Origin of the sequence: Vibrio chagasii (assembly GCA_041879415.1) — a bacterium.
Classification (GTDB): domain Bacteria; phylum Pseudomonadota; class Gammaproteobacteria; order Enterobacterales; family Vibrionaceae; genus Vibrio.
This window is the reverse complement of the sequence record CP090851.1, coordinates 1,202,062-1,223,698: the sequence shown is the minus strand read 5'-3', so window position 1 is coordinate 1,223,698 and position 21,637 is coordinate 1,202,062. Positions and strand designations below refer to the sequence as shown.

The following is a 21,637-nucleotide window of genomic DNA, read 5'->3' as shown; positions in this document are numbered from 1 at the left end:
CTTTAGTTCGTTAGTTGAGTAGGAGTTTCAATCGGGAAGTTCATGCGACCTTGCACTAGCCATTCTTCGTCATGTGGAGTCAGCTCGATGAACCACGGACCTTCTAAGTGATGGTCCAGAGTCAGTGTGTAGTTGCCTCTCGCATCAGCGGTTAATAGCTGAGTGAAATCGCGATCTGGTAGCGTTCTGTGAACGAACATTGCGCTGATAGCAGGGAAGTGATCAAGTTTGCCTTTGTCTAATGTGATGATAACAGAGTTACCTTTCTCATTAAGTGAAGCTGATAGGCCTAGCTCTTTGGCGATATTTACTTTTGAAATGTCGACATTAATGCCTTTTCCTTTTTTATAGTAATCCTCAGTCACTAAGTCTACAGAGTTCTGTGTAAACACAATAACCGTCATAATAGTCCAAATAACTACTGTCGCTGGCAACGCGATTAAGAACCACGGCCAAAACTGTTTATACCAAGGCTTTACCATAAAAAAGATCTCAAAAAAGAATAAAAAGAAGAGGTTATAAAATAAAGGAAAGACAGCCTCTTAGAAAGAGGCTGTTATTGAAATGTTACTTATTATCTGAGTTGCTTAGGCTCCACACGTAAGATGAAACCAGTTGTACTTTGTCTTCGCCTAGAATGTCTTTCCAAGCAGGCATTACGCCAGAACGACCGTACATAACTGTTTCAGTTACGTCTGCACGAGAATCGCCAAACAACCAATCGCGGTCAGTTAGGTCTGGTGCGCCAACAGCAGGGTTACCCTTACCATCAGTACCGTGACACGCTGCACACACTACGAAACGAGCTTTACCAGCTTCTGCTTCACGTGCGTTTACGCTACGACCAGAAAGGCTAAGTGTGTAGCTAACTACTTCTTTTACGCCTTCTTCGCCAAGTGCGTCTTTCCAACCTGGCATTTGGCCAACACGACCGTGCATAACTGTTGTTACGATAGCCTCAGGTTCACCGCCGTATAGCCATGCGTCATCAGTTAGGTTAGGGAAACCTTTCTGACCACGTGCATCAGAGCCGTGACACTGAGAACAGTTTTGCAAGAACAAACGTTGACCCACTTTGATCGCATCAGCATCTGATGCAATGTCAGGGATTGAACGTAAGCCGTTTTCGTCGTGAGCTAGCTTTCTGAATGCTTCACCGAAGTAGGTGTCTGCATCATCAAGCTCTTTCGCGTACGCATCTAACTGTTTGTTTGCTTGCGCAGCAGCAATTGCTGAGCGAGACTCTTCAACGCTGCGTACCGTTTGGTCTGAACTTGTCCAACCTAAAAGGCCTTTAAAGTTACCTAGACCAGGGTATAGAGCAAGGTAAACCGCTGCAAAAACAATCGTACTGATGAAAAGGTATGTCCACCATTTTGGTAGTGGGTTGTTAAGCTCACGAATACCATCGTATTCATGGCCCATATCTTGACCTTCTTCTACGCCTGTTTTGTCTTTAAAACACCAACGAAGTAAGACAGCACAACCAATTAGGGTACCAATCGTAATCGCACTAACCCAGATACTCCAGAATGTACTCATTACTTTGTCACTCCTTCATTTTTAGAACTTGTTGCTGGCTCGTCGTCAGCAAACACTAGGTTCGCGTCTTCGTCGAAACGTGATTTTCGGTTCTTGCCATATGCCCACCAAACGATGCCGATGAAGCAAGCAAAAACAGTCACAGTCCAAACACTTTGAAATGTAATAATGTCCATAATTATTCCTTATTTCATTGCGTGGCCAAGCGATTGAAGGTAAGCGATGATTGCATCCATCTCTGTTTTTCCTTCAACATCTTGTTTAGCGTTAGCAATTTGTTCGTCTGTGTAAGGAACACCAAATTGATTACGGAAGAGTTCAAGCTTCTGTTGAGTCAATTTGCCATCAAGTACATTCTCAGCAAGCCATGGGAAACCAGGCATGTTTGATTCAGGAACAAGTTCACGAGGATCGATAAGGTGAACACGGTGCCACTCATCTGAGTAACGATCACCAACACGTGCTAGATCAGGACCAGTACGCTTAGAGCCCCATAGGAATGGGTGTTCCCAAACGCTTTCGCCAGCTACAGAGTAGTGGCCGTAACGTTCAGTCTCAGAACGGAAAGGACGGATCATTTGGCTGTGACATACGTTACAACCTTCACGAATGTAGATATCACGACCTTCCATTTCCAGAGCAGAGTAAACGCGTAGGTTTTCTACAGGTTCAGTTGTCTGCTTTTGGAAGATAAGAGGGGTGATTTCTACTAAGGCACCAAAACTGATAGCAATAACGATTAAGATCGCTAATAGGCCAACATTCTTCTCTACCAACTCATGGCGATTATTTGAATTTGAGCTCATTCTAAATCTCCTTAAGCCGGTTGAGGGATAGCTTTAAGGCTATCTTTAGGTGCAGAAACAGTTTTGTACGTGTTGTATGCCATTAAGAACATACCAGATAGGAAGATGAAACCACCTAGGAAACGTACAAAGTAGAACGGGTAAGACGCTTCTACAGATTCAACGAAGCTGTAAGTTAATGTACCGTCAGAGTTAACTGCACGCCACATCAGACCTTGCATCACACCAGAGATCCACATTGCAACAATGTAGAAAACCGTACCAATCGTTGCTAACCAGAAGTGAACATTGATTAGAGATACAGAGTACATACGCTCTTGACCAAATAGCTTAGGAACTAAGTGGTAAACCGAACCGATAGAAACCATTGCAACCCAACCTAACGCACCAGAGTGAACGTGACCGATAGTCCAGTCCGTGTAGTGAGATAGCGCGTTAACCGTTTTGATTGCCATCATTGGGCCTTCGAAAGTCGACATGCCGTAGAATGATAGAGAAACGATTAGGAAACGTAGGATAGGGTCGTAGCGAAGCTTATGCCACGCACCAGATAGAGTCATGATACCGTTGATCATGCCACCCCAAGAAGGAGCAAACAGAACCAAAGACATAACCATACCTAGAGACTGAGTCCAGTCTGGAAGTGCAGTGTAGTGTAGGTGGTGAGGACCAGCCCAAATATACAGAGACACAAGTGCCCAGAAGTGAACTATCGACAAACGGTAAGAATAAACAGGGCGACCAGCTTGTTTAGGAACGAAGTAGTACATCATACCTAGGAAACCAGCTGTCAATAGGAAGCCTACCGCATTGTGTCCGTACCACCATTGCACCATTGCATCAATTGCACCTGAGTAAATCGAGTACGACTTAAACGCAGATACAGGAACAGCTAAGCTGTTAACGATGTGCAACACGGCAACCGTGATGATGAAGGCTCCGAAGAACCAGTTCGCTACGTAAATGTGTGATGTCTTACGTTTAATCATGGTTCCGAAGAACACGATTGCATAAGCTACCCACACAAGAGTAATAGCAATATCGATTGGCCATTCTAGTTCTGCATATTCTTTACCAGAGGTTAAACCTAACGGTAGAGTAATTGCAGCCGACAGGATAATCGCTTGCCAACCCCAAAAGGTGAAGGCTACGAGAGGGCCACCAAAGAGACGCGTCTGACAGGTACGTTGCACAACATAATATGATGTTGCAAACAGCGCACTTGTACCGAACGCAAAAATAACCGCATTAGTATGCAGGGGACGTAAACGACTGTACGTCAACCACGGCGTATCAAAGTTTAGCTGTGGCCAAACTAATTGAGCGGCAATCAAAACACCAACGCCCATACCGACAATACCCCACAAAATTGTAACTAGGGTAAACTGACGGACGACCGTATAGTTGTAGTTTTGTTCAAGCTGCTTTTCTTGGCTCATTTGCATGCTTCCAATTTCTTATTTACTACACTTTACTTCCAACACGACTCACGTCGTAATGCCACCCAAATTAGAAAAGGAAATTCAGCCTATTCAGGACCTTATTTCCACTTGCTGATTTTAAAAAAAAGTGGCATTTTCAACGCGACACTATACTTGAATTAACAAATCAATGACAGAGTAGTAACCTTACGCTTGGTCTGGAATTGGATTTTTATTTAAAAACTTTGAACTTTGTAACAAGGAGTAAAGATTATAATGGCGGCACAAAAGCTAACAAAAGGCAGGCTTGTTCAAATTATCGTCATGTTGGTTATTTTATTAGCTGCATTTACTTGGAGAACAGTGACATACGATAATAACGAGACAATAACCTGTATAGTTTCAAAACCTTGTGAATTTGGTATTGATAATAATAATGTTTCTATTTCAGGCGATAGTCAGGGGTATTCAATTGAAACATCTAAAACTGGCAAATTTATCATTAGCTATGATGGAAGCGGAGTTTTGGAATCGAAAGGGGCGTCATCTTGGCTTTTACAAACCAATGATAAGACTTCCTCAATAACGGTTACATTTCCACAACAGGTCATGACGTATACAGTGAATCTCTCTAAAGAATAAAACTCAAAACTGAGCAACACCTCGCTCTTTGATAGAAATATTGACTAAACCAGTGAAACCCTGCGCATTAAAATGTTATAAAGGCAACATTAATAAAGTCTCCAAAACTCTATGAAATTTCTATCAAAAGTCTCTTATTCTCTAGATGATAAAATCGCCGTAGATGAACTGCTTCTTGGGGTAGAGAACCCCGAGGATATCGCTTGCCTCATCTGCTACTGCACAGAAGAGTACTCCACACTCGCTGTGCAGAGATTTTTCGTAGATGCTCTCCCTAACATTCCAATTCATGGATGCACGACATGCCATGGAATCATGACTGAAACTGGCTTCCATTCAGGGCCTGTGATCGGTGTACTTATCATCTATGACTCGGGCATCAATGCATACGGCACCGGCATTAAGCACTTCAGCCAATCCATCGAACAAAGCACCTTCGACGCAATAGATTTAGCGCTAAAAAACGCCAACCGTGAAGGCGAAATTCCAGACTTAATCTTGCTTCACTCGACTCCCGGCAACGAGGAGAAGGTGATGGCAGCCATCGACAGTAAATTCGGCACTGAAGTACCTATCATCGGCGGTAGCGCTGCCGACAATCAGGTGTCAGGAAACTGGAGCATATTTACTGAAGAGTCACTCTCAATTAATGGCGTTTCATTAACCGTCTTTTTCTCCTCACAGTCTATCTATTCGTCATTCAGTGCAGGCCACACACCTACACGTTACTCAGGGACCGTGACAAAAGTAAGAAATAGAATCTTGCTCGAGATAGACCACAGGCCAGCAGCTACGGTTTACAATGAATGGACTAATTTCCATTTAGGAGGCAGTGACGACGGCTATATCTTTGAAAAATCTTCTGTCTATCCACTAGGCCGGAAAGTCGGTACATCTTACAACTATCCGTATTTCAAACTCTCTCACTCTATTCGAGAAACAGAGTGTAACGGTATCGAGCTCTTTACGGATATCAATGAAGGCGACACCATTTATTTGATGCAAGGCTCCAAGCAGCAGTTGATAAGCCGTGCCGCTAATATCATTCATTCGTCTTACTACAATGATATGGATCTGGAAGAGAAGTTAGGCGCGATTAACATCTTTTGCGCAGGGCCTATGCTTAATCTAAAACAAGACATGGATGAGGTTTGCGACCAAATAAATCAAGCACTTAATGGGCTTCCTTACATATGTCCATTCACATTTGGTGAGCAAGGTAGGCTTTCAGGTGGAGAAAATGCACACGGAAACTTAATGGTGTCATCAGCAACGTTTTATAGGTTAAAAAAGTAATGGGTTCTGAAGGTCAAGAAGCGCTGCAAGAAGCACGTATTGAACTACAAAAATTAAAAGCCCGTGAGAGAAGGCTGGCTGAAGAGAATAGGGTAATCCTATCGACTATCTCTGCGATCAGTAAGGCGAGTAACATCTCTGAGATATTTTCTAGCCTCGAGTTTGTGTTGAAAAAATACATTAAGTTTGATGACTTTATTGTGGTCTCTAGAGTAGGGAATGAAGGCGATTTCAAAACTCTGCTGACTAACAATAAAGTCTTTGAAGAGATGATTTGGAACGATCATGGCAAGCTTTCTCGAGTCATCAATGGTGAATGCGCCATCCTTTTTGAACCCAAATCTCTGGGTGAATTTAACACTTTGCATCCCATTGTTCTCAACCAAATCAACTCAGTGTTGATTACTGGTATCGACAGTGGACTGACCCAATCGGTCATTATTTTTATTCACTCGAACACCAAACATTTTAGTATCGAAACTAAGGCGACTTTGAACCGTTTTCGTCCACTGATTGAGCGAGCTGTTTTCGATATAGAGAACAAAGAAAAACTTGAAGCGACCGTTAGAGAACGAACCGCCGAACTCGTCACAGCAAGGAAAGACGCAGAAAGAGCGAACAAAGCCAAGTCAGAATTCCTAGCCATGATGAGCCATGAATTAAGAACGCCACTCAACGCTATCATTGGGCTAATCGACACATTAAAGTCGACCCAACTAACAGAAGAACAACAGTCTATACTCCTAAATATGAGCACATCGTCTGAGCTTTTGTTGGCGATCATCAGCGATGTATTGGACTTTTCCAAAATTGAATCTGGTTGTTTCTCATTGGCGCCACAATGGAGCAACGTAAGAGACACTGTAACTTTTGTTTTATCAGAACAAACAAAGGCTGCAGACGACAAAGGTCTAAAGCTCACGGTGTCTAGCGATATCCCAGATGCTGAGCTTCACTATATAGACCCAAGCCGCTTAGCGCAGATATTGTTTAACCTAATCGGAAATGCCATTAAGTTTACGGAGCGCGGACACGTCCATGTTTCCATCAAATACCAGCAGAGTTCGTTCTATATAACAGTTGAAGACACCGGAATTGGAATTAGCTCACAACAGCTATCGTCGCTGTTCAGCCCATTTGTGCAAGCAGATAGCACAATAACGCGAAGGTTTGGCGGCACAGGCTTAGGATTAGCGATCACTAAACGCTTAGTTGAGTTGATGCGTGGGCGAATCTCAGTCGAAAGTGAACCAGGGAAAGGCTCTAAGTTCGAGGTTCAATTACCAGTACTCACCAGAGTAACGAATAGCTGTAACCAACTGAAGGATGATGATTGTTCAAGAGAGCTCAGAAGTCGATATTCGGTGCTGGTCGTCGAAGACAATCCAACAAACCAGATGGTGATTAAGTTAATTCTAACGAGGCAAGGTCACGAAGTTTTCATCGCAAGTAATGGTGAAGAAGCAATAGGCTTTATACAAGACAACAAAGATTCCATAGACATAATCCTGATGGACGTTTCAATGCCGGTCATGGATGGTTTAACCACAACCAAACATATGAGAAAGGCAAATATCCAAACACCAATCGTGGCTCTGACAGCACATACATCGGTTGAAGATAAATGTTCATGTTTAGATGTTGGTATGAACGATTTCGTTACCAAGCCAGTAAGAACAAAAGAAATAACAGAAGCTATAGATAGACTAATGCTTGAGATCTAATAAACGTATTCTTAATCGAAGATTAGGAAATATGTTTATTAGGTATTTTATGGTAAATAGACATTATGGTTAAATACACAGTATCAGCTGGCTCGAAACGAATGCAGGGCATCAGATATGGAGCTCTGCCTTATGATTATCAAACAGCATTTAACATAATATACATAATACGCAGTTGGCTAGTGCTTTATTTGGGGTGGCTGCCATCAACGCTAATCCTGCGCAAGTCATTGAAATCGCTTTTAATCCTAGCCCGTTGTACTTTTTTGCAATGTGTTCCCACATCTGTTTTATCTCTGGATTTTCGTTACGGTCAGCGTGACAACCCAGCAACGCTAACTCTGGATCAATTCCTGAGTTCTCCGCCAAGAAAACTGCTTCTGAATCAGTTAGTTGGCGAACACCTTTTCTAATTTTACTTATCTTCGGTGGATCAAGGTTCAAGTCGTGTGCAACTTGCTTGTCTTGTACGTAGTTTTTCGCCTTTTTATAGGCATTAATTAATTCTGATGAGTACATTTGGCACCTCCATTTTGTTCATTGTAGCCGCAAAGTTGCCATAAATCGCATCTTGTAATTGCCATTCGTCGCAACTAGGATTGCCACATATCGCAACTCAGCCTGCTTGGTTGATTAACTATGGTGGTTTCTATGTTCCAAATTGAATCTATTGAATACGGCTCTGTTTTAAAATCTGAACACGTTAGCTTCTCTAACTACCCAGATTTCACACACGCGTCCGTGTCTCTTCATAACTCACCATTAGAAATCTGCTTTGAGTTCCTTGTTAGTGAACTTGAGTTCGGCCAACGCACAATTGGTGAAGAACTGTTTCACACTGTCAGCTACAAGAATCCACTTTATAACTCTAGTGACGCTTTCACGTTTACGTTTGATAACGACCAAGAGCTTGAGCAGTTTTGTTCGTTCTACGGTGTGGAACGTTAATCATGGATTCTATCTACTTCGACAACGAACCCAATCATGGCATCAACGCCTATTTCCCTTGGGGTCATAACTTTTTTAAAACTCAGCGCGAGTTCTTCCAATTCATGGAAGTTCATTACGGCATGGTGTCATTTCAGATTGTCGAAATCACTGATGACAACTACCAAGAGCTTTTGGTTAAGGGCGTGTTCCATGCCATCTAAAAAACCACATAAGTTCCATGATGAGATTCGTCCAGTTCAAGTGGATCACCTAGCGTTCTCTTTTTCGTATGGTTCGCTTAGGCACTTGGATAGCTCTAACGAACAAGACTTTATCAATTTGCAGTTTCCTGAGTTTAAGAAACAAACCGTTAAAGGCCGCCTTAATTCACCAGAAGCTATAGAAAAATCAATTGAGTTACACCGTAACAAGTGTCGTAAAGTTTTGGCTGATAGGTTTGATGAGTTCATGGCGAAAGTCTTTAACTTCCGTCTGTCACCTATGCGTGGTCGTGGCTTGCATGGCTATGAAGATTCAATGGTGATTTACGACTCTACCGGAACAGTTGAATGTGGCTTGGTAGGTGTTGGCGGTAACAATGACACGGTCTACGTGCAAATCAATGGTACTGGTTGCGCTAAGTTGTTCGACTTCACTACTCACAAAAAGGTGCACTGGTGGTTATCGCTTTTGGGTATCACTCGCCTAGCCCGTTTGGATCTTTGCGTGGATGACTACACCGGAATCTTTGACTGTAAGTATGCTGAGAAATGTTTTTATGAGGGAGCATTTCGCACTGCTTCTCGTGGTCGCGGCCCGACAATGGTTCCTCATAAGCGCGTTTCACAATCTGGTGAATTATCAGAAGAAGCTGTTTTGGTTGGCTCTCGTACGTCTTCAGTTTACTGGCGTATCTATAACAAGAAGTTTGAGCAAAACATCGCTGACCCTGAAGTGATTTGGTATCGCAACGAAGTGGAATTGAAGAAGTGCGATTTGGCACTACTCGCCTCGCCTGCTTCGGCCTTTGCTGGTCTGTGTGACTTCTCGGCCAGTATCGACCCTGCTGAACCAATGAAGCTTGAACTAAACAAGAAGAAAGCCGGACTGGAGTTTATGGCTCGTATCGCTTGGGTTCGTCGTCAATGTGGTAAGGCTTTATCTGAGGTTGTTGCTATGACTGAGGGAGATTTGGGGGAAGCGTTTGGAATGCTCATTCCTACGCACCATCGCCGCGCTAATTTCAATACATCGTTGGGCATTCCTGACGAATACACTAAACAGAAAATCGAAATTTTGGAGTCAAGAATATGCCTACAATAACTGGTATCTCTATCAAGCGTTTCCCTAAATCTAATATGGAATTCGCAGAGCTGTCTGTCCTACGAGCTGTGGAAGAAGTCGATAACGAGAAATTTCAACAAACGGGCATCGGCTTTTCAACTGACATCCCATACAACAAGCAAGCTCTGAAAATTGATGTGGAATACGCACGTCAACTTATCCAAACGCGCGCGTTCGTAGCTAATCGCGAATACGAATTGAATTTTGGCGCGAACCCAGATGATCCACTCGATATCTTGGTGAACAAACTTGTTCCTACTGATGCCGAAATCCAAAAACATTTTGAAGCATCGTTTAAGAAGTAATTTGAATTCGGAATTGTTATGCCTAAGTGTGCTCTAGCAAATGAAAATGGTTTTCTAGCTCTTGTTGATACGTCAGTTGAATCCTGCACTGGAGTCATAGTTATTACTGCTAGCGATTATGAGTATTTGATGGGGTTCACTGAGGTTTCTGCAATCGAAGCTACTGCGGCTTTTAGTGGGGCTTTCTCACTAGTTTTCGTTAGCGGTTTCGCCATGTCATACGCCATTAAGATGGTGATTAAGTTAATTAAAATTTTATAAGGAAACAAAATTATGGAAGCTATTTGGGCTGCTGTGGATTTCGCTGATGTTGCAACTAAAGTAGGTGCTGCGGGTGTTGCTATTGTTGGAATCACTATGGCTTACAAGGCGATTGGCCTTGCTAAACGTGCTGTAAAGTCTGCGTAACTAATGGGAGTTTTTGAGTGTGCTGATTGCCATACATGACCTGATACTCATGGTATTTGCTCTTTTGGGTGGCTTGTCTGGTTTTCTAGCCGCTCTGAATTTTCAAGGTTAATGATAAAGAGGCTTCGGCCTCTTTTTTTATAGGTTTGTTTATGAAAAGAATGATTCTAGCATCGTTGATTAGCCTGTTATCTTCAGATGCACTGGCTTCTGATTTGACTTATGGCGGGCCGTATTCGCAAATGAAAGTTAAGTTATGTTCAGATACCCCGCCTTCACGGTCCATTTTGCCTGACGGTAGCCTAGTTTGTGACGATAACCCGCCAACGAGCGACTCGTATTGTACGGGTGGTTTTAACTACGCAGATACCGATATTTTTAACTGTGGTTCTCAAGTTGAACAAGATGGCGACCTAAACAATAACGGGATACCTGACGAAGAAGAGGACTGGGATGGTGATGGCCTTGCAAACGGCCTAGACCCAAACCCTACTCTTAACGATAACGCAGAACTTGATGAGGACAACAACGGTATACCTGACAAACTTGAACCTTTCTTTGAGCGGTATAAGGCCAGTCGAGCCGAGGTTGTTACTTGTGACGGGGCTGACCCCGACTGTAGGAGTGCTGATGTTGCCCTATACGGACTAATGAATACCAATCGAGACTTGACGAATATTATCAATCTTATGGTTTCTAGTGATGTTGACCAAAAGTTCTCTCGTACATTGGAGAATTTGAGTCGAACAATGACCTTTCAAGAAATTCAGACCCGAAAAGAGTTCAACGACTTAGAGCGCGCTGTTAAAAACATTGATGGTGGTGTAGATAACTCGGGGATCATTAATAGTGGTTTCTCTAACATGGTCTCCGAGTTCGAAGAGGTTGATAGCTTATTTAGTCAGACTTTGAAGAGGTTCGATGATGTTGATTATGACCTTAATTCAGTAGACCGAAGCCTCACAAGCTTGAACGGTCAAATTAACGGTGTTCATGGTCACTTAGATGCAACTCAATCCCAGATTATCGATGCCATTAATAATAGTGGCGGTGGTGATGGCGGTGGCGGCCTTACATCAGAGCAACAAGCTCAACTTTATGACGCTTCCAAAGCGAAAAGTAACCAAAAACGAATTAAAAACGTTCAAAACTCTTTAAACGACTTAGCCAATAAGAATACTCGTTTGGAGGGAGCTCTCATGCAAACTCAAATGATGGTCTCCTCTATCGCTGATGATGTTAATGAAAACACCAATCAAAAATTCAACCAATTAAGCGATCAAATTGCTGCTATTTCTGGCGGCCAATCGACCGTTGACTTGTCCGGTGTTGAATCAAGCATAGACGCCCTATCAGATAAAATTGACGGAATTGATGGCGGTAGTGATGGTGAAGGCCTTGCTGAAATTTCCGGCAAGTTAGATGGCTTAACTAATGGTGTAAGTGATATTGCTGACTTATTGAAAGGTGTAGACGCATCCAAAGCAGGTATCGACGGCACTTGTATTCAAGGTGATACATGTCAGGGGTTCTATATGTCTGCATACGATGGTGACTTGAGTGATGTCGTCAGTGCTGAATTGAACGACATGCGTACAAGCATTGTCGACCCTTTTGTATCAAGTTTCGGCGACATTAACCTAAGTGGGGCTCAGCGTCCTAAGTTTGGGCTACCTGTCCCATTCTATGGATACATGTCATTTGATGATTACATCGACATGGATTGGATATTCGGCTTTTTACGTTTCATTTTTCTCGCATCTACGGCTTTCTATTGTCGTCAAATTATCTTCGGGGGTTAAGGTATGGATTGGATTGTAACGCTATTCAATAAGTTAATTGAGTTCATGTATCAGTTGCTCTTAAGCCTTATTACCATGCTCAAAGATATGGTCTATTGGGTTGTTGAGCAATTTATGGAAGTCGTCAATTCAGCTCTATCCGCAGCTGTTGCTTTGTTCCAACCTGTCGATGTCGGTCAATATTTGCAGTCAATTCCGCCTAATGTTGCTTGGGTCATGGGCGCCGTTGGCTTGCCACAGTGTTTGAGTATGATTCTATCGGCCATTGCTTTACGCATGGTCTTACAACTGATTCCATTTACAAGGTTGGGCTCTTAATGATCTATTGCATCGCGGGACGACCACGAAGTGGCAAGAGCTATGAGAGTGTTGCTTTCCATATCATTCCTGCTATCAAGGCTGGTCGGAAAGTCGTAACCAATGTCACCTTAAACGTGCCCTATTTTCAGAAAGTCTTTGGCAATGACGTCTTGGACTTGATTGAAGTTGTTGATGGTAAGTTAAACCAATATGGCTCGATGGATAGACCGTTTTCAAAGCTTGAGGACTACGTTAACGACTGGAGGGATGCTGATAACAAAGGCCCCTTATTTGTTATCGATGAAGCTCATATGGTTTTGCCGAATAAGCAACTCGATAGCAAAATCCTTGAGTTCTATTCTCTTCACGGCCACTACGGCATAGACATCATCTTACTGACTCAGAATCTTAGAAAGATTCATAAAGACGTTAGAGATATGGTTGAGATGACTTACTACTGCGCCAAGAATACCGCGTTTGGTAGTAAGAACACTTACACGAAAAAAGTGAGAATTGGTGCAACGACCGAAGTCGTTAATGAGGAACAACGCAAATACAAGAAAGCATTTTTTCCCTTTTATCAGTCTCATACGCAAAGTAGTGGCAGCGTAGCCGAAGCGATGAGTAACGACATTAAACCAATTTGGCATCGTTGGCCGTTTTGGATGGGTGGAACCTTGCTTGTCTGCGGAATCATTTTCAATATCTACGCTTGGTCTGGTAGCGATAAAGAACTTGAGCCTGTTCTTAAACCTGAACAAAGCAATGTTATCGCCCCTGCTAAAGTTTCAGTTCCTGACGGTGTTCCAGGTCAAACCTTAAAGCCTGTAAAAAAGTCTTCTGGGTTCGGCCCACTCGATGACTTTGATTTATCTGTTACTGGGTATTCACGTCAGACAGCTTGGACAGACGTCTCACAAAACCTCGTCGATTTCCAAAACTCATTCATGCGTATCTATATCGAGGTTCGTCAGAACGACAGTAAGCTTTTTACGTTTGACCATTCAGAGCTCATTGAGATGGGTTATGGCTTTAAGGTTTTGGCTGATTGTGTGTATCGCGTTACTTGGGGAGAGTCCGTTAGGATTTTAACTTGCGTTGAGTCTAAGGATGATAACCCTATAAATGATCCTTTTGATTTCGGTAAGGCTGTAAAAATATAGTGATTGTCACCCTATTCCAATACGTATGATTTAGAAAGAACATATCTTATTGATATTTCTCACATATCCGACCGACTGATAAAGTAATCCTAATGCCTACTCATACTGGATTAACTCATATGGAATTTGTGTTTATCATTGTCTTTCTTCTAATACTTGCTGTTGCAAAAGTACAGTTTTTTCCCATAAAGGGTGACCATTCACATGCAACTCACGATCACACCACACCATCAAATTACGAGTATCAACCGATAAAGAAACTCGCTACACCAAATGAGTTAGCTTTTTATCGAGCACTGCTCGTTGTCACGCAAGGAAAACATACTGTGTTTGCCAAGGTCAGGATTGCTGACCTAATGACACCAAGGAAAGGAGTGCATGATAAAAAGACATGGTGGCGTGCATTCAACGCTATTGCAAAGAAGCATGTGGACTTCGTACTTTGTGACCCGCTAACGCTTGAAGTGAAGTGTTTGATTGAGTTAGATGATTCAACTCATAATCGACCAGATAGAGTAGCGAGAGACAAGTTAGTTGATATGGCCGCAGCTTCCGCAGGGATTGAACTTAAACACTTCAAGGTGGAAAACAAGTATGACTATTTTGAGCTAGAAAAAGAGTTATATGGACTCAGCGACACGCCACAACCTGAAAGCATTTATACTCAATAGATATCGCTGAACAAGCCCCGCAGGGATAAGGGCACTCGATATGGTTCTGGGGTGCACTGTCCCAAATGCCCGATAAGTAGCGAAGCGTAGCTGTTTTATTGAAACCACATCACCGCCCTTCCTCATTGCCAAGATCACCCTAGCAGAGCCTCACAATACCAGTGGGGCTTTTTGCTACTGCAACCCATAGAACTTCCAACGCTTATGCTTTCGGTATGTTTGGTTCGCAGCTCGTTGGGAGGGACCCGTTTCGTCGGGAGGGTCCCAACGAGCTGCGGGCCAACAACCCCCGTGTTGTATCACGGGGGTAAATTCGACCTATCTATCAGCACTCACCTAACCTGCTCTAGTTGCAAGCTTGCGCGCTAGTTCTTAATTTAAACGAGAAAAACATTCTTTATTTTTATCGTTGGATTTCTGCTATACCCCACTGTTTTTAAAGAAAAAAATCCGCTAATATTTGCTTAATATAGTTCTAGTTAGAAAGAAAATTTCTGAATCCATCATGCAAAATTCTTATCTAGCAGCTTTCAATACATTAGGAGTTGAAATAAATGAGTGATAAAAATTTGGTCGAATGGTACATAAAGTCTCAGCCAGTGTTCAAAAGGTTATCGAACAAAGTTGAGTCTTTTTTGATTGAATATTTTGAAATGAACTCCATTGGATATCACATAGTTACTTCTAGAGTAAAGTCTATTGATAGCGTAAGAGAAAAAGGAAAATCGACGAAGTACACGGATCCAATAAATCAGATTCAAGACTTCGCTGGCATTAGAATTATTACCTATGTAGAGGATGAAGTTACAACAATCAAAGAAATTATTGAGAATAACTTTGATATTGATGAAGCAAACAGCTCTAATAAATCAGAAGCCTTGGGGGTTGATAAAGTTGGTTATCAATCTGTTCACTATGTTGCAAAGTTAAAAGAAGACAGACTAAGACTACCTGAGTATAAGCAATACGAAGGCAAGTGTTTTGAAATTCAAATCAGGACGATTCTACAACATGCATGGGCTGAGATTGAACATGACCGTAACTATAAATTTAGTGGTAAATTGCGTGATGACCTTAGTCGAAGATTCAAAATACTTGCTGGAGTCTTAGAGCTAGCCGATAAAGAATTCAATGCAATCTCTAAACAAATTGATGAATTATCAGCTAGCGTAGATGAAGGTGCAAGGACTGGGAACTTGGATATACAAATATCTTCAACGACACTAAGTCAATATTTACAGACAAGGTTTGCGCCGTTAATTGAGGAGTTGGGTATACCCGGACACGATACCGACGGTATTCTCATTCAGGAATTGCGTCATTTTGGAATCGATACATTAAGTCAACTAGAAGCGATAATTCCTGAAGATATTGAAGATTTCTACATAGCATCCGCTAATGGAAGTTTGCATGAATGGGGTATGGTACGAAGCCTGTTGATTTTACACGATTACAAAAAGTTTGGTGAAATGATGTCGGCAACCGATGGTCACGGTGACTGGTGCACCTCTAGAACCCATAACGACCTTGAATTCGAGATGGAATATTACAAAAAACATGGGGTTGATTGGGACGAGTTAGAGAACAAGTACAACTTCGCTTTTGATCGGGATCATGACGAAGTTTTCTAAACAGCAACAAGATTAAAGCCCAACGATTAGAACTTTCAATTCCACCGTTGGGTTTTATTTTCTTGTCTACTACATAATAATCTTAACTAACGTTTATCTCTTAATGTTAGCTATTGCCCTAGCTAATCCAAGAAGATGTGTTGAGGTTTTAATCTCGAGTTCTGATTGAATACCCAACAATGCTATCCCTGCCAAAATTTGCTGTGGCCTCACCACTTGGCCAGTTGGCAATTCCATTCGGTCGTATAACATTTTGAACTGTTCCCAGTCTTCACTAATGCTTAGTTCCCGACCCTTTGCCATTCTCATGAGCCTTTTACACTCTGGAGGTATTGGGTTTCCTTCATCCCAACCTGTGACAGTTCTCACAGATTTAAAACAGAGTTCAGCGACCTCTTCTTTGGTCATTTGGCATTCTAATTCTCGAAAAATGTAATTCTTACTCATTTCGCGATACTTCACAGATAAAACCTCTAAATACAAGAGGTTGCACTGAGTTAATCAGATATGCACCATTGAACATAAGCAGACATAATACGCAGTTATCATATGTGAAATCTGAGAGCTTTACGAGCCTTATCCCTGACAGATTTCACGTACAGAATCACTTAATTCACTCGCTTATCCATTTTTATGGGTTTGACTACACGTTGAATCAAACTAACTCGCGCCATCTTGATTACATCAGCTAAAACCTCGTACGGAATCTTTACGCAGCGCCTTTTCAAATTAACTCTTAACTCTTTAACTCTTTAACTCTTTAACTCTTTAACTCTTTAACTCTTTAACTCTTTAACTCTTTAACTCTTTAACTCTTTAACTCTTTAACTCTTTAACTCTTTAACTCTTTAACTCTTTAACTCTTAGATGCTATCCATCCAATATTTAACTTTCTACAACCGATGGCTACACATTGCTTGTGTAAGTTATGAAAGTAATCGTAATCCTATTGTTGTGCTTTCAGATTTCACACACGCCACATACACAACATCTAGAAACTTGGTTTCAATTGAGAATCCTGGTTCATCTTCCAACTGCAACTGATAAAGTATTCAAAAACTCCAACACATTACTGAACCCAATCTGACTTGCTGATGTGGACTCTTCAAGTTGAGTTCGTTTCAAGCTCTATATTCGCGTAGCTCTCGTTACTTAAGGTTCCATGAACTTGTCTCTGAAACCCAAATGAAATTATGAACAAGCTACATTGAATTCAAAGTATATGCGTAGTTAATTTCACAGGTTGCAAGTTAACAATAAGTGACAACGCAACGCATTTCCTATTCACCACGTTCTGGAGTGATCAATTGCACCTTGTCTTACAACTGCGATGCTGATACTTCTATTATCTACAAGCTTTTAAAATCAGATATTTAGACAGGTTTCGTATTAACTAAATACATCTTTTGTTTGATAACATGTTCGGGAAATCAATAACTTACTATATAAAAGGTTTTATATGAAAAGCAGTATGGTCGCCCTATCACTATTCTCTATTTTCGCAATGGACTCGTACGCGCTTGCTAGTGACAAAGAGAACTCAAAAGAGCTTGGCCAATTCTATATTGGCGCGGATATCGGCTTGTATAATGAAACCGAATCAGAATATCTTGGTCGTTCAATTGAGGATTCGTCAGACCTGTCTAACCTAAGCTATAACCTAGTTGGAGGCTTCGAATTCAATACACATGACGTTGTTAAATTGGGGCTGGAAGCCGAATATCGCAAACTTGGCAAAGTAACTTATAACGAGATAATGGATATCGAAGGTCAGGCTTTCTTCGTCAACGTAAAGCCGAAATTCATTGTTGAAGGCGACGTATTAGATTTGTACGTGTCCCTGTTGGCTGGTGTCGGATCTATGGATATGGAGGTCAAAGCTTTGGGAGCATCTGCGTCTAAATCTGAAGCAGCATACCAAGTTGGTGCTGAGCTTGGTGCAATAGTTTCAGATAATATCGACATTCACTTTGGCTACCGAAATGCACGCGTTGAGATCGATAGTGTCGATATTTCATCGCAAACCGCCTACGTTGGAGCTCGCTACAAGTTTTAATCCCTTCAAATAACCGATATTAACCCATTTGAGTAAAGCCGACTTTATAAACTAAAACGTTACGTTGTATCTTATTTAACATGAACCTAGAAATCTTAAGGGCCGATGTATGGCAAAATAAACCACCTAAACAGGCCACTATTTTGTGTTTAAATTTTGATCTATCAAACAGTTATAATTAAAAATAAGGTGATTAAGCAATCAAATGCTGTGCATTCGGACTTGCATTACCTATTAAAGTGTTAACATCAGAAAATGTTGTAAACTAGGTGTTTGATATGTTGCCTAAACTTTATAAGTTCAGATCGCTCCACGATAGAAACATACAATCGATATCCGAATGTTCGTTGTGGTTTGATTACGCTAAATCCTTTAATAACCCTTTTGATTCTAACCACATCTTCAGCCAATGCCTTCAAAATGATTTTAAGGTGATGTGTTTCTCACAGTCCAGCGACCACCCAATACTGTGGTCTCAATACGGTGATAACTTCAAAGGCATGTGTATTGAGTATGACCTTAACTGTTATGAGGGTGACGCAAACCTAAACTGCTTCGAGGTCCAATATGAAGACCACCCAAGCAATATCTGTTTACCCTTATTAGAGAATTTACCGCCATTACGCTTAGGCACCGAGCTCTTTAAGGTGAAGCATTCTAATTGGCGCTATGAACGAGAATATCGCTGGGTACTACCTAATGAAGAGCTCGTCGGCAATAAACTGTTTCTCAACAAGCAATGCCTAACTTCAGTCATTCTCTCAGAGCACGCTCCAGCCGATAGAAAGCTAAAACTGTTAATGACATGCCAACGCTTAGGTATTCCAGTTAAACAAGCAATAGCCAAACAAGACTCATTCACCTTTGAAGTCGTTTGCTAAGACGTACCTATGATAATTGTCATTATAAACAAAAGTGACAGTGCAACTTAAACAAAAAGAGCCACATCAATTGTGGCTCTTTTTATTACATCTTATCGGTTATTTTACCTGGTACCCTATTCTGCATTTGCTCAATCGTCGTTGCTGACATTTGAACATTCGAGAACCAATAAGGTCTGTGCTTAATATTAAAGAAATCACTGTTGCTCAATGCTTCAAAAATTGAGAACTTTCTTCCTTGAGCTAATGCAGCTCCGTAGAGGGTTCTTTCTAACACTGGAACATCGTTCACTTCCTCTAATAGAGCTCTCTTTATAAACTGGTTGCCAGGACTCCAATCAATGAATTCAACAAGCTTCTGAAGCAGTTTCAACTCAAGTTGCTCTACCATAGACTCCAGAAACTGAGTATTTGGAATGACTTCAGCACAAGCGTAATATTCTTCATGCCTGTCGCTGGCATCTCGATAACCGAGCATAGTTTTCACCAAGGCATCTTCGAAAGTTGAAGAAAAGTGATTACAAATCAAGAATAAAGGTAACACTCTCAAAACGCCAAGAAGGATGCCAACGTTCGGATCTTTAACGGACGTTTCTTGTAGTCTTATACGCGTAGCATTCGAAGTCACCACCAAGTGTTGCCAAACCTTTGGCACAATATGCTTGATATTGCCGTCGTTCCACTTGATCAACTGTTGGCTCATCAATAATGGAAACAACAATCGACAGTTTTCTATACCAATTTGCCTTGCTGCAACTTTAGGGTCGAGTATGATTTTCGATTTCTTGCCGTATTTCTCTGTAAACTCACGATTGGAAACAAACTCAACAAGACTAGAGCTGAGTCCCCGGCTCTCGGATGAAATTTTGTGTAACTTGGAAAAGTTTAAAGATGGAGAATACGCCACACTCGCAAACTGATTGTAATCTGGCAGCTGTGTGAACAGAGAGCTTATCAGTGTACCTTGAAGCTTCTCTAACATGAGCGCTGAAGCCGCGTCACTCACATCGTCAATAACGTAACGCAGTGTTTGTTGTTTGGCCGCTACCTTCTCACGTTTGGCATTAACTCTATCTTGTTCACAACGCAAAAGAATACGTTGGTTATGTGAGATTCGGTCTGCCTCATTAAAGATGACGCTCTCGCAGTATCTATTTTCTAAGCTAAGTAGCGTATCGACCGTGGATTGGTCAAGTTTATACTTTTCAGATATCAACCACTTAGTAAAACGAGTCTCAACGTTAATTGAAACTTTTCTAGAGATCTCTATGACTTCTGGGGTGTAATTTTTATTTGCTAGCAACAACCGAGACTTTCCTTTGCCCTAATCTTCTTTTTGGCAGCATATGCCTACTTTATAAGTGAGCTAAATATTAATAGAAATTAGAGATTGGTTCACGAAATTGTTTCATTAAAATTATAGATATTTAGTTATAGTGCATCAGATGGTAGTTATTCTGATATGTGGAGACGAATATATTTCTCAGGAAAACTGTACTTAAACTTTTTACGCTTGGGCAAGTGCTTTTTAGCCTCTTTACAGATTTTGCTATCCCCAGATGTTCTAACCTTTTTGATTCGTGCATAGCCTTTGGCATGCTTCATCTCAATCATAAGGTCACAATACCCTTCTAGCTCAATATGGCTCTTGTTGAGATCTTTAAGCACGGTGGCTTTGATCTTTTTTGCGACTGGATTAATCAAAGAGTCGTCTGCAATTGCTAATAGTGGCAAACAACACAATAAAAGTGCTAGATATCTCATACTGTTCTCTATTCTTGAAAATTGAAAACAGTATGAAGACAATAGAGAGGTGTTTAGGACTAACTTAGTATGGTGTTATATCAGACAACACGTAATTATCAGAAATTACGCTTTCTTTGAGCCTTTCGATTTAAATCCGTTATGCGGGAATACATTACGAATCCTCTGTTGCACACTTTTAGGCACATCCTTGGTGAACTTCAGATTGTAACCAGAGCGCTTCGCGTACACTTTCAGCTCACCTTTGAACGCATTATTGTGGCCAATTTCTTGAAGGTTATGTTTAAAACTCGGTGGTAGATGACCTTTGACTTGCTCAATAGCCCCATCATTGAATTTTATTTTTAGCACGGGCCTATCGACAGCAACCAGCCAAAATATCAATATTGCACCGATTAAGATTACATACATCATGAGGTCACCATTAATGTTGATGGTTATTTATCGTCAGAGAGGAGCTTGCTTAAGTCTTCTTTAAGGCTCGTTACCGTTTTACTCGCCTGTTCGCTACGAGATGCTTCACTTACCAGGTATTCGATGGCGTCAGACAAGGTGCACCCCAACTCATTCGCTCTTTGAGATAGCTTTTCCCACACGCGGTAATCGAGGTCGATTGATTTCTTTTTTGTGTGAACCTGCTCAGCGTTAAAATGGCGTTTTCGCTTCGCTCTGATCGCTTGTTTAAGCTTATTATCGAGCTCTGGAGACATATTGTCAGAGATCCATTCAAGTACGCCAGTTGGTTGATGCTCAAGCTTTAACAGCGCTTGTATTGCGACCTCAGCTTCACTTGAATCAATATGGCAGGTGATCGATTCGCCTTCTTTCCATTTTTTGACCAGATAGTTCCATTTCCAACCACATTCCAAGTTTTCAAGTTGCTGATATTTCATGTCTAATCTCGCGTGTTAATCCTAGTGACAGCGTAACCCAAAACAGGCTATTTAACAA

General features: G+C 41.5%; 26 protein-coding genes. 15 read left to right on the top strand and 11 right to left on the bottom strand.

Annotation, left to right across the window (positions count from 1 at the left end):
• Nucleotides 1-2 precede the first annotated feature (2 nt).
• The 5 genes from L0991_05290 to ccoN form a co-directional block, all read right to left on the bottom strand.
• Nucleotides 3-482: a FixH family protein gene (locus L0991_05290; GenBank protein ID XGB63483.1), complete on the bottom strand. Its 480-nt coding sequence runs from the start codon at nt 480-482 to the stop codon at nt 3-5.
• Between the two features lie 85 nt (nt 483-567).
• Entirely contained in the window at nt 568-1,542 is a 975-nt protein-coding gene (gene ccoP / locus L0991_05285) for a cytochrome-c oxidase, cbb3-type subunit III (protein XGB63482.1), read from the bottom strand.
• Nucleotides 1,542-1,718: a CcoQ/FixQ family Cbb3-type cytochrome c oxidase assembly chaperone gene (locus L0991_05280; GenBank protein ID XGB63481.1), complete on the bottom strand. Its 177-nt coding sequence runs from the start codon at nt 1,716-1,718 to the stop codon at nt 1,542-1,544. Before L0991_05280 ends, ccoP begins: the two co-directional genes overlap by 1 nt.
• A 9-nt stretch (nt 1,719-1,727) precedes the next feature.
• Nucleotides 1,728-2,348: a cytochrome-c oxidase, cbb3-type subunit II gene (gene ccoO, locus L0991_05275; protein ID XGB63480.1), complete on the bottom strand. Its 621-nt coding sequence runs from the start codon at nt 2,346-2,348 to the stop codon at nt 1,728-1,730.
• A gap of 11 nt (nt 2,349-2,359) precedes the next feature.
• A complete protein-coding gene (gene ccoN / locus L0991_05270; protein XGB63479.1) occupies nt 2,360-3,793 on the bottom strand; it encodes a cytochrome-c oxidase, cbb3-type subunit I in 1,434 nt (477 codons plus the stop codon).
• A gap of 252 nt (nt 3,794-4,045) precedes the next feature.
• Between ccoN and L0991_05265 the strand changes: the two genes are divergently transcribed.
• The 3 genes from L0991_05265 to L0991_05255 all read left to right on the top strand — a co-directional run bounded on the left by L0991_05265 (nt 4,046) and on the right by L0991_05255 (nt 7,431).
• On the top strand, nt 4,046-4,411 hold the full coding sequence (locus L0991_05265; GenBank protein XGB63478.1) for a hypothetical protein: 366 nt from the start codon (nt 4,046-4,048) through the stop codon (nt 4,409-4,411).
• Between the two features lie 111 nt (nt 4,412-4,522).
• Nucleotides 4,523-5,707, top strand: coding sequence for an FIST C-terminal domain-containing protein (locus L0991_05260; protein ID XGB63477.1), 1,185 nt, complete (start codon nt 4,523-4,525; stop codon nt 5,705-5,707).
• Nucleotides 5,707-7,431, top strand: a complete 1,725-nt coding sequence (locus tag L0991_05255; protein ID XGB63476.1) for an ATP-binding protein — start codon at nt 5,707-5,709, stop codon at nt 7,429-7,431. Before L0991_05260 ends, L0991_05255 begins: the two co-directional genes overlap by 1 nt.
• Nucleotides 7,432-7,581: 150 nt before the next feature.
• On the opposite strand, the gene L0991_05250 is transcribed toward L0991_05255, so the two are convergent.
• Entirely contained in the window at nt 7,582-7,950 is a 369-nt protein-coding gene (locus L0991_05250; GenBank protein ID XGB63475.1) for a DUF3693 domain-containing protein, read from the bottom strand.
• Between the two features lie 132 nt (nt 7,951-8,082).
• On the opposite strand from L0991_05250, the gene L0991_05245 reads away from it, so the two are divergent.
• The 10 genes from L0991_05245 (at nt 8,083) to L0991_05200 (ending at nt 15,985) form a co-directional block, all read left to right on the top strand.
• Nucleotides 8,083-8,379: a hypothetical protein gene (locus L0991_05245; protein ID XGB63474.1), complete on the top strand. Its 297-nt coding sequence runs from the start codon at nt 8,083-8,085 to the stop codon at nt 8,377-8,379.
• 2 nt (nt 8,380-8,381) lie between these two features.
• On the top strand, nt 8,382-8,582 hold the full coding sequence (locus L0991_05240) for a hypothetical protein (GenBank protein XGB63473.1): 201 nt from the start codon (nt 8,382-8,384) through the stop codon (nt 8,580-8,582).
• Complete coding sequence (locus L0991_05235; GenBank protein ID XGB63472.1) at nt 8,572-9,684, top strand: replication initiation factor domain-containing protein; 1,113 nt, start codon at nt 8,572-8,574, stop codon at nt 9,682-9,684. Before L0991_05240 ends, L0991_05235 begins: the two co-directional genes overlap by 11 nt.
• Nucleotides 9,672-10,010, top strand: coding sequence for a DUF1293 family protein (locus L0991_05230; protein ID XGB63471.1), 339 nt, complete (start codon nt 9,672-9,674; stop codon nt 10,008-10,010). Before L0991_05235 ends, L0991_05230 begins: the two co-directional genes overlap by 13 nt.
• Before the next feature lie 18 nt (nt 10,011-10,028).
• On the top strand, nt 10,029-10,271 hold the full coding sequence (locus tag L0991_05225; protein ID XGB63470.1) for a single-stranded DNA-binding protein: 243 nt from the start codon (nt 10,029-10,031) through the stop codon (nt 10,269-10,271).
• 299 nt (nt 10,272-10,570) lie between these two features.
• Entirely contained in the window at nt 10,571-12,220 is a 1,650-nt protein-coding gene (locus tag L0991_05220) for a hypothetical protein (GenBank protein ID XGB63469.1), read from the top strand.
• A 3-nt stretch (nt 12,221-12,223) separates the two neighbouring features.
• Nucleotides 12,224-12,538: a DUF2523 domain-containing protein gene (locus tag L0991_05215; protein ID XGB63468.1), complete on the top strand. Its 315-nt coding sequence runs from the start codon at nt 12,224-12,226 to the stop codon at nt 12,536-12,538.
• On the top strand, nt 12,538-13,683 hold the full coding sequence (locus L0991_05210) for an assembly protein (protein XGB63467.1): 1,146 nt from the start codon (nt 12,538-12,540) through the stop codon (nt 13,681-13,683). Before L0991_05215 ends, L0991_05210 begins: the two co-directional genes overlap by 1 nt.
• Before the next feature lie 92 nt (nt 13,684-13,775).
• The gene (locus tag L0991_05205; GenBank protein ID XGB63466.1) at nt 13,776-14,354 is read left to right on the top strand and encodes a DUF2726 domain-containing protein; all 579 of its coding nucleotides are present in this window, start codon (nt 13,776-13,778) and stop codon (nt 14,352-14,354) included.
• A gap of 554 nt (nt 14,355-14,908) precedes the next feature.
• Nucleotides 14,909-15,985 (top strand): hypothetical protein, encoded by a 1,077-nt coding sequence (locus tag L0991_05200; protein ID XGB63465.1) that lies wholly within the window; start codon nt 14,909-14,911, stop codon nt 15,983-15,985.
• A 93-nt stretch (nt 15,986-16,078) separates the two neighbouring features.
• On the opposite strand, the gene L0991_05195 is transcribed toward L0991_05200, so the two are convergent.
• Nucleotides 16,079-16,447 carry a regulator gene (locus L0991_05195; GenBank protein ID XGB63464.1) on the bottom strand — a complete coding sequence of 123 codons (369 nt, stop codon included), beginning with the start codon at nt 16,445-16,447 and terminating at the stop codon, nt 16,079-16,081.
• 997 nt (nt 16,448-17,444) lie between these two features.
• On the opposite strand from L0991_05195, the gene L0991_05190 reads away from it, so the two are divergent.
• Together L0991_05190 and L0991_05185 are read left to right on the top strand one after the other, a co-directional pair.
• Nucleotides 17,445-18,041, top strand: coding sequence for a porin family protein (locus L0991_05190; protein ID XGB63463.1), 597 nt, complete (start codon nt 17,445-17,447; stop codon nt 18,039-18,041).
• 278 nt (nt 18,042-18,319) lie between these two features.
• Entirely contained in the window at nt 18,320-18,922 is a 603-nt protein-coding gene (locus tag L0991_05185; protein XGB63462.1) for a DUF2971 domain-containing protein, read from the top strand.
• Between the two features lie 85 nt (nt 18,923-19,007).
• Here L0991_05185 and L0991_05180 read toward each other — a convergent pair whose 3' ends face one another.
• The 4 genes from L0991_05180 to matP form a co-directional block, all read right to left on the bottom strand.
• Nucleotides 19,008-20,228, bottom strand: a complete 1,221-nt coding sequence (locus tag L0991_05180) for a hypothetical protein (protein ID XGB63461.1) — start codon at nt 20,226-20,228, stop codon at nt 19,008-19,010.
• Between the two features lie 146 nt (nt 20,229-20,374).
• Nucleotides 20,375-20,686 carry a hypothetical protein gene (locus L0991_05175; protein XGB63460.1) on the bottom strand — a complete coding sequence of 104 codons (312 nt, stop codon included), beginning with the start codon at nt 20,684-20,686 and terminating at the stop codon, nt 20,375-20,377.
• Between the two features lie 105 nt (nt 20,687-20,791).
• Complete coding sequence (locus tag L0991_05170; protein ID XGB63459.1) at nt 20,792-21,100, bottom strand: DUF3634 family protein; 309 nt, start codon at nt 21,098-21,100, stop codon at nt 20,792-20,794.
• 23 nt (nt 21,101-21,123) lie between these two features.
• Nucleotides 21,124-21,579 carry a macrodomain Ter protein MatP gene (gene matP / locus L0991_05165; protein ID XGB63458.1) on the bottom strand — a complete coding sequence of 152 codons (456 nt, stop codon included), beginning with the start codon at nt 21,577-21,579 and terminating at the stop codon, nt 21,124-21,126.
• Nucleotides 21,580-21,637: the final 58 nt, after the last annotated feature.